At 37.7% G+C, this 12,047-nt stretch carries 9 protein-coding genes, 8 tRNA genes and 1 rRNA gene; 17 read left to right on the forward strand and 1 reads right to left on the reverse strand.

What is annotated here, in order from left to right:
- The first annotated feature begins 18 nt into the window (after nucleotides 1-18).
- The 17 genes from ACFQU5_RS12490 (at nucleotide 19) to ACFQU5_RS12570 (ending at nucleotide 10,880) form a co-directional block, all read left to right on the forward strand.
- A tRNA-Asp gene (locus ACFQU5_RS12490) sits at nucleotides 19-94 on the forward strand.
- Between the two features lie 14 nt (nucleotides 95-108).
- Nucleotides 109-184, forward strand: a tRNA-Phe gene (locus ACFQU5_RS12495).
- Nucleotides 185-191: 7 nt separating this feature from the next.
- Nucleotides 192-265, forward strand: a tRNA-Gly gene (locus ACFQU5_RS12500).
- Nucleotides 266-269: 4 nt separating this feature from the next.
- A tRNA-Ile gene (locus ACFQU5_RS12505) sits at nucleotides 270-346 on the forward strand.
- A 7-nt stretch (nucleotides 347-353) separates the two neighbouring features.
- A tRNA-Asn gene (locus tag ACFQU5_RS12510) sits at nucleotides 354-428 on the forward strand.
- Between the two features lie 3 nt (nucleotides 429-431).
- Nucleotides 432-522 (forward strand) — tRNA-Ser (locus ACFQU5_RS12515).
- Between the two features lie 9 nt (nucleotides 523-531).
- Nucleotides 532-603, forward strand: a tRNA-Glu gene (locus ACFQU5_RS12520).
- Nucleotides 604-727: 124 nt separating this feature from the next.
- Nucleotides 728-841: ribosomal RNA gene (gene rrf / locus ACFQU5_RS12525) — 5S ribosomal RNA — on the forward strand.
- A gap of 88 nt (nucleotides 842-929) precedes the next feature.
- Nucleotides 930-1,001: transfer RNA gene (locus ACFQU5_RS12530), tRNA-Glu, on the forward strand.
- A 318-nt stretch (nucleotides 1,002-1,319) separates the two neighbouring features.
- Complete coding sequence (locus ACFQU5_RS12535) at nucleotides 1,320-1,841, forward strand: TraR/DksA C4-type zinc finger protein (protein WP_390288221.1); 522 nt, start codon at nucleotides 1,320-1,322, stop codon at nucleotides 1,839-1,841.
- A gap of 82 nt (nucleotides 1,842-1,923) precedes the next feature.
- Nucleotides 1,924-2,865 carry a dipeptidase gene (locus tag ACFQU5_RS12540; RefSeq protein WP_390288223.1) on the forward strand — a complete coding sequence of 314 codons (942 nt, stop codon included), beginning with the start codon at nucleotides 1,924-1,926 and terminating at the stop codon, nucleotides 2,863-2,865.
- A gap of 227 nt (nucleotides 2,866-3,092) precedes the next feature.
- Complete coding sequence (locus tag ACFQU5_RS12545; RefSeq protein ID WP_390288225.1) at nucleotides 3,093-4,478, forward strand: isochorismate synthase; 1,386 nt, start codon at nucleotides 3,093-3,095, stop codon at nucleotides 4,476-4,478.
- Complete coding sequence (menD, locus tag ACFQU5_RS12550) at nucleotides 4,471-6,186, forward strand: 2-succinyl-5-enolpyruvyl-6-hydroxy-3-cyclohexene-1-carboxylic-acid synthase (RefSeq protein WP_390288227.1); 1,716 nt, start codon at nucleotides 4,471-4,473, stop codon at nucleotides 6,184-6,186. The genes ACFQU5_RS12545 and menD overlap by 8 nt, the downstream gene beginning before the upstream one ends.
- Nucleotides 6,183-6,992 carry a 2-succinyl-6-hydroxy-2,4-cyclohexadiene-1-carboxylate synthase gene (gene menH / locus ACFQU5_RS12555; RefSeq protein ID WP_390288229.1) on the forward strand — a complete coding sequence of 270 codons (810 nt, stop codon included), beginning with the start codon at nucleotides 6,183-6,185 and terminating at the stop codon, nucleotides 6,990-6,992. The genes menD and menH overlap by 4 nt, the downstream gene beginning before the upstream one ends.
- A 119-nt stretch (nucleotides 6,993-7,111) precedes the next feature.
- Nucleotides 7,112-7,930, forward strand: a complete 819-nt coding sequence (menB, locus tag ACFQU5_RS12560; RefSeq protein WP_390288231.1) for a 1,4-dihydroxy-2-naphthoyl-CoA synthase — start codon at nucleotides 7,112-7,114, stop codon at nucleotides 7,928-7,930.
- Nucleotides 7,931-8,053: 123 nt separating this feature from the next.
- Nucleotides 8,054-9,343, forward strand: a complete 1,290-nt coding sequence (locus ACFQU5_RS12565) for a diguanylate cyclase domain-containing protein (RefSeq protein WP_390288233.1) — start codon at nucleotides 8,054-8,056, stop codon at nucleotides 9,341-9,343.
- A gap of 100 nt (nucleotides 9,344-9,443) precedes the next feature.
- On the forward strand, nucleotides 9,444-10,880 hold the full coding sequence (locus ACFQU5_RS12570) for an o-succinylbenzoate--CoA ligase (RefSeq protein ID WP_390288236.1): 1,437 nt from the start codon (nucleotides 9,444-9,446) through the stop codon (nucleotides 10,878-10,880).
- A 46-nt stretch (nucleotides 10,881-10,926) separates the two neighbouring features.
- Here the strand turns inward: ACFQU5_RS12570 and ACFQU5_RS12575 are convergent, their stop codons facing one another.
- Nucleotides 10,927-11,982, reverse strand: coding sequence for a metal ABC transporter solute-binding protein, Zn/Mn family (locus tag ACFQU5_RS12575; RefSeq protein ID WP_390288238.1), 1,056 nt, complete (start codon nucleotides 11,980-11,982; stop codon nucleotides 10,927-10,929).
- Between the last annotated feature and the right edge of the window lie 65 nt (nucleotides 11,983-12,047).

Genomic DNA, 12,047 nt, shown 5'->3' on the forward strand with positions numbered 1-12,047 from the left:
CTGTCCCCGCAACCAAATGGTCCCGTGGTGTAGCGGTTAACATGCCTGCCTGTCACGCAGGAGATCGCCGGTTCGATCCCGGTCGGGACCGCCATTTTTAATGAACATGGGTCGGTAGCTCAGTTGGTAGAGCATTAGATTGAAGCTCTAAGTGTCGGCGGTTCGATTCCGTCCCGACCCACCATGTCAATGCGGGTGTAGTTTAATGGTAAAACCTCAGCCTTCCAAGCTGATGTCGTGAGTTCGATTCTCATCACCCGCTCCAATTGGGGCCTATAGCTCAGCTGGTTAGAGCGCACGCCTGATAAGCGTGAGGTCGATGGTTCGAGTCCATTTAGGCCCACCATAATTATTCCGAAGTAGCTCAGTGGTAGAGCAATCGGCTGTTAACCGATCGGTCGTAGGTTCGAGTCCTACCTTCGGAGCCAAATGGGGAAGTACTCAAGTGGCTGAAGAGGCGCCCCTGCTAAGGGTGTAGGTCGGGCAACCGGCGCGAGGGTTCAAATCCCTCCTTCTCCGCCATATATGTTTGGCCCGTTGGTCAAGTGGTTAAGACACCGCCCTTTCACGGCGGTAACACGGGTTCGAATCCCGTACGGGTCATAAAAGTTTATATTTTTTAAAATAAAGACTTGAAAAAATATTGAATTATGTTATTATAAATCTTGTCTTTAATAAAAATGAACTTTTAATTTAAAGTAATTTATTAATAAATTATTAATAGTCTAGTGATGATGGCAAAGAGGTCACACCCGTTCCCATACCGAACACGGAAGTTAAGCTCTTTAGCGCCGATGGTAGTTGGGGGCTTCCCCCTGTGAGAGTNTATGGGGAAGTACTCAAGTGGCTGAAGAGGCGCCCCTGCTAAGGGTGTAGGTCGGGCAACCGGCGCGAGGGTTCAAATCCCTCCTTCTCCGCCATATGTGTTTGGCCCGTTGGTCAAGTGGTTAAGACACCGCCCTTTCACGGCGGTAACACGGGTTCGAATCCCGTACGGGTCATATTTAAAAGAAAAAGTCCTAAAGGTTTGTTATCGAACCTTTAGGACTTTTTTTATAATTATTAAATGATTTTATTATTTTATTCTCCCTTTAAGTATTTGATATAAATCAACTTTATGCTTAAGTAATAGAAGACTAAACTTGTTTGAAACTTCTATTATATCTATAGACAGCAGTAAGGTATAAGGCTAGAAAATCAATTTTACAATAGAATAATGATGATAATTATCTTGTTGTAACCAACAGTGTTTTTATTTTATTATGTTTAAAAAGTTAAATAAAGGAAACTTTACATATAGGAAAAAGGAGGACAACAACATGAAACAATCCGGGATGCAACAATTAAAAGATACATTGTTAGAAGAACTGAAGGATTTAAAAGAAGGTCTAGAAACTCGCGATGATATCGATCGTACGGAGTTATCAAATTATGATAATCATCCAGGTGATGTTGCTTCAGACTTAACGATTCAACTAACGGAATATGCCATGGATGACTTTAAACAAGAGAGTATAGATAAGATAGAAGCAGCATTAGAAGCAATGGAAAATGGTACTTATGGTGAATGTAAAGTTTGTCATCAAGAAATTCCATTTGAACGTCTTGAAGCGGTACCAACCACATTAACTTGTATAGATCATAGTCAAGAGAAGCTTGATTTGGAAACTCGACCAGTAGAAGAAGAAATCATGAATGAGCTTACACATAAATCATTAAATGCAGTGGATTTCGAAGATGGTTCTGGGGAATTTCCTTCATCTGATAGCCCCCAAGATGTTCCACAGGAGGTTATTCATCAAAATAACCAAGAAACAACAATTCGCGATCAATTTCAATAAGTATAAACTTTTCATTGAGAAATATGGAATTTGTCTCCCCATTTCCTATACAATATAGTTATATTGAATTGGTGGGGGATACATGAATATTATTGATTTGCATTGTGATGTATTAGAGAAATTAACGCGACTCGAGAATGCGAATTTCCGAAATGATCCAAGATTAAGCGCAAGCTTAGAGAAATTAAAAGCAGGAAATGTTAAGGTGCAAGTCTTTGCAATCTTTGTTCACTCCGATATTCCTGACAATGAGAAATTTTTAGCAGCAGCACGACAAATCGAAGCTTTTCATACAAAAGTATTATGCGAGCCAGAAATGGTTCATATAACGGAGTGGGAGCAATTAAGTCAGCTTGAAGATGGCCAAATAGGAGCGATTTTAAGTCTGGAGGGCTGCGATTGTATTGGTGAAGACATACTAAAGTTAGAGCATATTTTGAATGCTGGTGTGAAGTTAGTCGGTTTAACATGGAATCATGAGAATGGAGTTGCTTTTGGTACTTCTGAGGACCAAACGAAGGGTTTAAAGCCTTTTGCCCAAGAAGTGGTCCAGTTGCTTAATAAACGAAATATCCTTATTGATGTTTCCCATTTAAATGAGCAAGGGTTTTTTGATTTACTTCCATTAGCTAATAACATAATAGCTAGTCATAGTAATGCAAGAGGTATTTGCGACCATGCAAGAAACTTAACAGATAGGCAAATAAAAGAATTAGTAAGACATGGTGGAAGAATACATGTTGTATTTTATCCTCCCTTTATAGAAAATGGAAAAGAAAGTACCTCCATCGAGTATTTAGTGAAGCACGTCGAGCATATTGCTTCATTAGTTGGAATCCAACATATAGGATTTGGTTCTGATTTTGACGGGATGGATTTTTCTGTTGAAAATTTAACAAACTCTGCAGAATACGAAAATTTCATCAAAGCCTTATTGAAATCATTTTCCTATGAAGAGGTTTTGATTATGGCTTATAAAGGTTTTCATAAATTTGTAAAGAAAATTGATTTAGCGCGAGAGTAAAATTCTCTGCGCTTTTTTAATGGAAATAATATTCAACCCTTACAGATAAAAAACAATAAGGGAACAATATCAATATTGTAAATGTAAAAAAAGTGATATGATAGAATAGATAACGTAAATTCGATTACAATACACATAAGCTATTTCAAAATATTTATTTTAGTAAAAAACAATATATAAAAGGCTCAAGTTTGTAGGCAAAATTGCCTTTCATGGAGGGAAATACAATGCATCAGAAGTGGTTATATACCACTGAAGTAGAAGTGGAGACAGTAAATTCAACATTATCCTTCTATATTGAAACAGTAGAAGTAAGCAGATTATCGGCTTTAGCATTTTTTGCTGCAGGTGAATCGCAATATAAAGGCCAGCGCTTTTTTTGGCAAAATCGTGAGAAAACATTCACATTGGTTGGCCTGGGCCATGCATATAAAATTGAAAATAATGATGGCAATGACCGCTTTGATCTAATAGAAAAGCAATGGAAAGAATTAACGAAAAATATCGTAAAAGAAGAAAGAGAGCCACAGCCAATTCTATTTGGTGGGTTCACTTTTGATCCGAAAAAAAGCAAAAAAGGAGAATGGGATGGCTTCCCACAAAGCTTCTTTTCGGTAGCTACATATCAATTAGTAATACGTAATGATAAAACTTATATCAGTATTCACTTAATTACAGATAAAGAAAATAGTCTTGAGGAATTTGAACAGTTACGAAAAGAACGTGATCAATTAATTCATGCTGCACAAGTAAAAGAATTAAAAATATATAACAAGCCAATCATGACGAGCTATCGTGAGCCATATAAGGAGGAATATCTCCACACAATCTCTACAGTGACAAGTTTGATTAAGGCTAAGAGGGCCGAAAAAGTTGTCATAGCAAGGTTGTTGGAAATGGAGTTCCAAGATGAGGTAACCTCCCCACAAGTATTGTCACATGTCGTCAATGAACAACCAGAAAGCTATTTATTTGGGTTAGAGCACAAAGATCTACTTTTCTTTGGAGCGTCTCCTGAACGATTAGTAAAAGTAGAAAATGGACTAGCCTTCTCGTCCTGTGTTGCAGGTTCCATTAAACGTGGGAAAACAGCAGAAGAAGATAAGCTTCTCGGAGAAAGTTTATTAAATGATGCGAAAAACTTAGGAGAGCATCAATATGTTGTTGAAATGATTGCAAATACCTTTGAAAAAAATTGTGTTCACTATAAAGTACCAAAACAACCAAAACTCTTGAAAATTCGTGATATACAACATTTATATACGCCTGTAGAAGGGAAATTGTCACAAGATGCAACTATCCTGCAGCTTGTAAAACTACTTCATCCTACTCCGGCTTTGGGTGGCGTACCACGTCAGGAAGCACTAGCGGTAATTCGTCAAAATGAAACGATGAATCGTGGATTATATGCTGCACCACTTGGCTGGATTGATGCGGAGGGAAATGGTGAATTCGCTGTAGCTATTCGTTCTGCTGCTTTAAAAGATAATAAAGCATATCTATATGCTGGAGGTGGCATCGTTTCTGATTCGGAGCCAAATTCAGAGTATGAAGAAACATTAGTAAAATTCCGTCCGATGTTACGTGCTTTAGGAGGACAGTTACATGAATGAACGTGAAATATTAACAAACTACGTATATAAAATGGTTGCCTCACTCATGCAAAATGGCCTAGAGGATGTGGTGATTAGCCCGGGTTCTAGATCAACACCCCTTGCCTATGCATTTGCGTCAACAAAAAATTTATCAATCTACAGACAAGTAGATGAACGATCGGCAGCTTATTTTGCTCTTGGAATTGCCAAAGCTAAAGCAAAGCCAGTTGTTTTATTATGTACATCAGGAACTGCCGCTGCAAATTATTATCCTGCTATTGTCGAGGCGAAGTATGCCCGTGTACCTTTAATCGTTATTACTGCGGACCGGCCGCATGAACTGCGTGAGGTCGGTGCTCCTCAGGCGATCAATCAAATATCACTGTACGGTGAACGTGTAAAATGGAGTGCTGAGTTTCCTATTCCTGATGATGCGCCTATGACATTGCCTTACGTTGAACGACATATAGCACGAGGCGTTAGTATAGCAACTACAGCCCCATTTGGACCTGTTCATTTTAATGTCCCTTTTCGTGAGCCTTTACTTATTGATTTTAAAGAAGAATTGCCGGAACAATCTTTTCAAAAAAGCTTTGTGGGACAAATAGCTCCACCGAATCAGGCTAAAGAAGAACTGGCAACGATTATTAGTCAAACCAAAAAAGGATTTGTCATTGTAGGGGAACTTGCTCTTGGGACTAACTTAAATTACATGTGGGCGTTTATTCGCAAATTAAAATGGCCTGTCTTGGTTGAAAGCCTATCGAATTTAAGGACGAATGTACCAGATGATTGTGGGCAGTATATCATCTCAACATATGATGCACTCCTAAAAAATAGCGTATTTAAACAGCAAGTTGCTGCTGATACAGTTATTCGTTTTGGAGCACAGCCTGTTTCAAAATTTTTAACAAATTTTTTAACAGAAACCCTGCCAACAAATTATCTTGTGGTTGATGAAGATCCGATGTTCCGTGATTCTGCTGCAGTTTCAACTCATTTTATTCATGCAGCTATTGGCGAGTGGATTAGCGAAATAAATATTGATCATACACTGTATAGTGAAGCATACCTGGAACAATGGCGTAAAAGTGAGGATATTGCTCTTAAACACATTCGAAATCATTCGAAACTTGAACAAGATGAAGGGGCAGCAGTCCGCTACTTAATCGAAAATTTACCGAATGAAAGTGATCTCTTTGTAAGCAGCAGTATGCCGATTCGAGACATCGATACCTTCTTATTGCCAACAGATAAAGACATCCAAGTTTTTGCTAACCGAGGTGCAAATGGGATTGATGGTGTAATGTCTACTGCACTTGGATTTAGTCAAGCAAGAAAAAAACGAGAAATGTACTTGCTAATTGGTGATTTAGCCTTTCTACATGATGTAAATGCTCTGATAGCTACTCGTTATCAGTCATGCAAGATCAATATTATCGTGTTCAATAATGACGGTGGGGGAATCTTTTCATATCTCGCACAATCGACGGTAAAAGAATACTACGAGGATTTATTCGGAACTCCGACAGCATTGAGTTTCGCGGATGTTGCCAAAATGTATGAGATGGAGTACGTACAGATTAAAGATTTTAATGAAATTGAGAAATTATCGGAACCACAAAATAATCCATTACGCTTGGTAGAAATTTTTACGGATCGTCAGCAAAACGTTTTGAGTCATCGAAAGCTTTGGCAACGTATACATGAGGGGTTGGAGCGATGATTGTTCAAACTCAAAGGGCTAAAGTAAATGTTCGAATTTGGAACGCCCATTTAGAGCAAACTATCATTATGCTTCATGGGTTTACAGGTAGTGTTGCAACATGGGATAAAGTAGCAGTATCTATAACTGATTATCGAATTATTGCAATAGACTTAATCGGACATGGTCAAACTGATTCACCGCACGATGTCGCAGCGTATACAATGGAAGAGCAAGTACTGCAATTGGATGAAGTTTTTCAGCAGTTAAATCTTCATCGAGTGATATTACTTGGTTATTCTATGGGCGGAAGAGTAGCTTTATCCTATGCAAAAACTTTCCCTAATCGAGTTTCACAACTCATTTTGGAGAGTGCATCACCAGGTTTGAAATTTGAAGAGGAACGTACTATAAGACGATCCTCGGATGAAAGTCTTGCTAATCAGATTCAAATTAACGGAATCGAATCCTTTGTGAACAAGTGGGAGAACATCCCTCTGTTTGATACTCAAAAAAAGTTACCTTCAGACGTTCAACTAGCGGTCAGAGAAGAGAGACTTTCACAATCAGAGGTTGGGTTGGCAAATAGCTTAAGGGGTATGGGAACAGGTGCTCAAAACTCACTTTGGTCTAACTTAGGGGAAATAAATATACCAGTTACCTTAATAACAGGAGAGCTTGATAAAAAGTTTTGTATAATTGCTGAAGAAATGCAAGCGCTTTTACAAAAAGCACGACATGTTATAGTAAATGATGTCGGTCATGCAATTCATGTGGAAAATCCTGAACAATTTGCTACAATAGTAAAGGATGCTATTAAAGATTAAAAACCTAACGTCAGTACGTAACTTATAATGCGTACGAAATAAACATTCCTTGTTATTAAGGGGTATAACTAAAGGCTAATCTTGAAAGCATTAGAGAAACAAATATAGGGGGTATCATAATGACTCGTGAATGGACAAGTTTACATACTTACGAAGATATTAAGTATGAATTGTATAACGGAATTGCCAAAATTACGATTAACCGTCCGGAAGTGCGAAATGCATTCCGTCCAAAAACTACTGCAGAATTAATCGATGCATTTTCTCGTGCACGTGATGATGAGCGAGTGGGCGTAATCATCTTAACTGGTGAAGGCGAGCTTGCATTCTGCTCAGGTGGAGATCAAAGTGTACGTGGACATGGTGGATATGTTGGAGAAGATAATATTCCACGTTTAAATGTACTGGATCTTCAAACTTTGATTCGTAAAATCCCAAAACCTGTTGTTGCAATGGTTGCAGGTTATGCTATAGGCGGAGGTCACGTTTTACATATCGTATGTGACTTAACAATTGCTGCAGAAAATGCTCGCTTTGGACAAACAGGCCCTCGTGTAGGATCATTCGATGGTGGTTATGGTGCAGGTTACTTAGCTCGCATCGTTGGCCATAAGAAAGCACGTGAAATTTGGTTCCTATGCCGTCAATACAATGCACAAGAAGCGCTTGATATGGGACTAGTAAATACAGTTGTACCTTTAGAGCAGTTAGAAGACGAAACAGTTAAATGGTGTGAGGAAATTCTTGAATTATCACCAATGGCTCTACGTTTCTTAAAAGCAGCGTTCAATGCTGATTCTGATGGCTTAGCAGGTATTCAACAACTAGCAGGAGATGCTACACTTCTTTACTATACATCAGACGAAGCAAAAGAAGGTCGCGATGCATTTAAAGAAAAACGCAAACCTGACTTCGGTCAATTCCCAAGATTCCCTTGATAACGAAAAATCAATTATTAAAGCAAGCAAGAGAAGGTATTTCTTCTCTTGCTTTTTTTCATATGTATATGACTCCATAACAAGTTAAATACTAAAGGTATATGTCTTAAGGAGAGATGAAAAATGAAACATTCTCCTAACTCCCAAAACGCCAAAAATGTGGCGTCCATAAATGATCAAACACTTTTCAAGTTGAATACAGATGCAATTCTCATCATTGATCATGTAGGTATAATTCAAAATGGAAATGCCGCCAGCGAGAAGATTAGTGGTTATTCCTTGAACGAATTAAAAAATCAATCATTTCTTACCTTTATTGAGAACAAGGAACAAGCCAAAGCGTGTTTTGCAAATATGATGAAGGGCATTATGTCAGAAACAAGAATACAATTACTTCACAAAAGTGGGAAACAGATTAATTGTTTAGTGAAATGTATTCCTATTAATGAATCCGACTTCAAGAATGGTTTATATTTAATATTAAAGGATTTGTCCATGTACGATTCTCTCATCAGCAAATATCGCCAAAGTGAGCTGAATTTTCAAATTATCGCTGAAAATGTACAAGATGTGATTATTCTAATGAATCAACAAAGACAATATTTATATGTCTCTCCTTCAATTCAACAAATGTTTGGATTAGATAGTCAAACTGTTGAAAAATTACTGCAAAAAGATCCATTTTACTATAATCATCCTGAATATACGGAGCTTCTTGAACAAAGCTATATTGAAGCGAGGAAAACGGGAAATCCATTTAGAATCATTATTAAAATACTCCATAAAGAAAAAGGGTGGGTCTGGACCGAGGTGAAAGGAACTCCTGTCTTTGATGATGAAAACAACTTCAGGCAAATGGTGTTAGTCGTTAGTGATATATCGGCGCAAAAGGAAAAACAAGATCAGTTAGAGTATTATGCTTATCATGATCCATTAACAGGACTGCCAAATCGTCGTTATTTTGAAAAATGTTTAACAGAATGCATCGAAAAACTGAACTTAAAAGGGCAAACTTTTTCATTGATTTTGTTTGATATTGACGATTTCAAGAAAATCAATGATAGCTGGGGTCATGAGATTGGAGACCAGGTGATACAGGAGGTTGCCAATCGAACACAACACGTTGTAGTAGAGCAGGGTATTGCTGCCAGACTGGGCGGCGATGAATTTATCGTGCTTTTATACAATTGCCATGCTGAAGAAGAAGTAAAAGAGGTTATTCACAAGTTGCAAAATGAATTACTAAAGGAAATCGTTACGGAGAAAAAAACGATAGAAATTACGAATAGTATAGGCGCAACCATTTGCAGGAAAAAGCATATGAGTGAAACTTATTATTTTAAAAGTGCAGATGTTGCCCTTTACGAGGTAAAACAAAAAGGAAAAAATCAATACCATATAAACTATTCATAAAAGATGTCACGTGAGGTTTCCTAATTAGGCAAGGCCTTTTTTAGTTTGAACTTTTCGATAGAAGAGTTAAAATAAGTATGCAAGAATTGGAGGTATGACTATGTATCCAAATTGGATTTTACAGCGTGCTAAATTAACACCAACACGAACTGCATTAAACTATGAAGGCCAGATATGGACTTTTGAAGATCTTAAAAATATAACAGTAGAGAGAGCAGAACAGCTAATAGCATTGGGCATCAAACCGAAAGAGCGTGTGGCGATACTTGGCCCAAGTCAACCACGGCTTATTTTTATAATGTTTGCATGTATGCACCTTCAATGTGAAATGGTTATGTTAAATCGTAAATTATCGAAAACTGAACTCACATATCAAATAGAGGATGCACAAGTAGAGAAAGTTCTTGTAGATGATGAGGATCTTTCACTTCTGCCAGATGATAAAAAACCTATTTTGTTCTCTGTAGTGGAAGACTCGATGAGGCATTCTTACGAAATAGGTAAAGAATGGCCATTGGATCAAACCATTTCAGTCATGTACACATCTGGAACTACAGGACATCCTAAAGGGGTACGACAAACGGTTGGAAATCATCAAGCAAGTGCATTGGCATCTGTTCTAAATATTGGCTTATCCGAACAAGATGTATGGCTTTGTGCGGTACCACTATTTCATATTAGTGGTTTCTCAATACTGGTTCGCTCTTTATTATATGGCAATGCTGTAAAGCTGTATAAAAAATTTGATCAAGACGGAGCTGTTATGGATATTGCAAATGGGCATGTAACACATATGTCTGCGGTAGCTGTAATGCTGCAACGTGTTTTACAAGGATTGGAAGAGAAAGAGTTGGAAGCTTCAGCAAAATTTAAAATGATTCTGGCCGGTGGAGGACCTGTTCCGGAAAATTATATTGAACGAGCCCACCGCTTAAAATTAATGGTTTCTCAAACGTATGGGATGACAGAAACTTCTTCCCAGACTGCCACACTACCAAATGAAGATGCTTTGAGAAAATTAGGCTCTGCCGGAAAACCATTATTTTTTAACCAAATTCAAATTGCAGATGCTTCTTCTCCGGGAGAGATGGGCGAGATATTAATTCGTGGACCACATGTTACACCCGGCTATATTGGTCGTTTTTCAGAGAAAAGCTCTACAATTGATGGTTGGTTACATACTGGCGATATTGGTTACTTAGACGAGGATGGCTATTTGTTTGTTGTAGATCGCCGCTCAGATTTAGTTATTTCTGGTGGGGAAAATATTTATCCTGCTGAAATAGAAAATGTACTACTAAGCCATGAAGCAGTTCAAGAAGCTGGTGTCTGTGGTGTAGAAGATGAAACATGGGGTCAAGTTCCAGCAGCATTTATTGTGTTGAAATCAGATGTTACAAAGTTTGAGCTGATCCAGTTTTGTTCAGGAAGGTTAGCAAAATATAAAGTACCAAAGTATTTTTATTTTGTAACAAGTCTACCGCGAAATGGTTCTGACAAATTAATGAGAAGAAAGTTAAAAGATTTGGTAGAGTAAAAGAAAAAGGTTCGCCTCCAAAAATAGAGGTGAACCTTTTTTATTTTTAAGGATTTAACGCTTGCTGTAATGTCTCGATATTCTTTTCCATTAATGTGAAGTAAGTCTCGCCATTTTTTAGATCATCTTCTGTTAATACGCTTAAATTATGTAATTCAAGCGCGTCTGCGCCGACTTCATTCTGAATAACCGAAGATAGTTTAGAAGATACATTTTGTTCAAATAAGATATATGAAACTTGCAACATTTCAGCTTGATCGACAATCTCAGTTAGTTCTTTTTGTGACGGCTCACTTTGTGAGTTAATCCCTGCAATGGCGATTTGTTCTAAACCATATTGCTTTGCGATATAACCAAATGATGCATGTGATACAAAGAATGTTTTTGATTCAGCTTCTGACGCCAATTGTTCAAACTGTTGGTCTAAGGATTCAAGTTCAGTTATTAATTGGTCATAATTTTCATTTAGTAATTGTTCTTGCTCAGGAAGAGCAGCTACAAGTTCTTCTTTAATAGCTCCAGCTAATTCTTGCGCAATAATTGGAGATAACCAAACATGTGGATCGATATCGCCGTGGTTATGTCCTTCATGACCATCTTCCGCATGTTCTTCTTCATGATTTTCTCCCTCATGATCATGATCGTGGTCCTCATGACCTTCTTTCTCGTGAGCATGCTCATCTCCTGCAGCTGCATTTAGCATTTCATCAGAAACTGCATCAGATGTAGCTACAAAATTTACATTTTCATTTTCTAGTGTATTTTTAGCGTTCTCAACAAATCCCTCTAAATCTAGTCCGATATAGAAGAAAAGGTCCGAATCAGCTAAAGCCATCATATCTGCTTGAGTTGGTTCAAATGTATGCTCATTCGTTCCTGGTGGATAAATAGAAGACACATTGACATATTCTCCGCCAATACGTTCTGCAAAGTAGCTTAGAGGATAAACTGTTGTATAAATGTCGATCTTATTAGTATCCGTTTTAGTAGTCGTTTCTTTATCGGTAGTCGTTGCCTCGTTAGTAGTAGTTGTAGCACTATTACATGCTGTTAGGCCAAGGAAAAGAGCAGCAATCAATAGTAAAAAAGATAATTTTTTCAAATCTTATCAGACCTTTCTAAATAGTAATAATTACTATTTGCGTTTTCAACATTCTCAATAATACA

The organism is Ureibacillus sp. GCM10028918, assembly GCF_042666115.1.
Classification (GTDB): domain Bacteria; phylum Bacillota; class Bacilli; order Bacillales_A; family Planococcaceae; genus Ureibacillus.